The sequence below is a fragment of the Lamprobacter sp. genome, assembly GCF_034860625.1.
GTDB lineage: Bacteria > Pseudomonadota > Gammaproteobacteria > Chromatiales > Chromatiaceae > Lamprobacter.
Genome location: NZ_JAYESN010000662.1, coordinates 1 through 841, shown reverse-complemented (window position 1 = coordinate 841; position 841 = coordinate 1). Strand labels below are relative to the sequence as shown.

Annotated in this window: 1 pseudogene; it reads right to left on the bottom strand. The window is 68.1% G+C overall.

The window, feature by feature from the left end:
• Positions 1–825 (bottom strand): annotated as a pseudogene (locus tag VBE63_RS30600) (exodeoxyribonuclease V subunit beta); the annotation flags it as partial.
• Positions 826–841: the final 16 nt, after the last annotated feature.

Sequence of the window (841 nt, the reverse complement as noted above, 5' to 3'; positions counted from 1 at the left end):
GGTCGCCGCGAGCGCGGCGGCTTGGGTCTGAGCGTTCGGGCTGTCATCGGCGGGGGTGAGCGCAGCGGCCAACTCGCTGAGCAGCTCATCGAAGCCCATCTCGGCGCGGAGGCGCAGGCGGCGCGGCAGTTCTTCGGCCAGCCAGTGCGCGGCATGGGCGAGGAGGCAGGCCTCGAGCGAGGGGGGTGCGTTGGGGTTGTTGGCATCGGTGGCTTGTAGGCTCTGCTGCCAGGTAGCCAGGGCGTCGTAGACTGGGTGCTCGGGTTCTGTTTGAACCGGGGCGTTTTTCTTGAAGACGAACGCGCCCCGGGCGAACTTGGGCAGCTGAGTCGGCGCTTGCCCCCCCTCGGACCAGGCCGCAATCTCGTCTAGCACCTGCTCGAACCCTTCAGGCTTGGCGCTGCCATGGACTCGCCCATTGAGATTGGGCCGCAGCACACGGAGCTGATCCTCGATCCCCTCGCGCCCTTCACGCCAGAGCCCGCGCGCCGCCTCCTCGGCCGCGCGCTGCCCGATCCGCGTGGCCAGCGCCGTCTGCAGGCAGGCACCATCGAGCGGCTGACCCTGATAGCAGAGTTGGGCATCGCGGCGTTTCAGCCATTCGCTGAGCTTGTCTTGCAGCGCCTGCGGAGACGCGGCGACCTCGCGGATGCAGCGTGCCTCGGCGAGCGGGCGTCCGTAGCAGTGCTTGCGCCAGTAATCGCGCAGGGTCTCGGCGATCAGATCCTGCTGGTCCGTCACCAGGGTGCGCTCGAACAGCCCGCCGGTGGCAAAGGCATGCTCGAGCAACATGCGCTGACACCAGCCGTGGATGGTGGCGATCATCGCCTCATCCATCCAC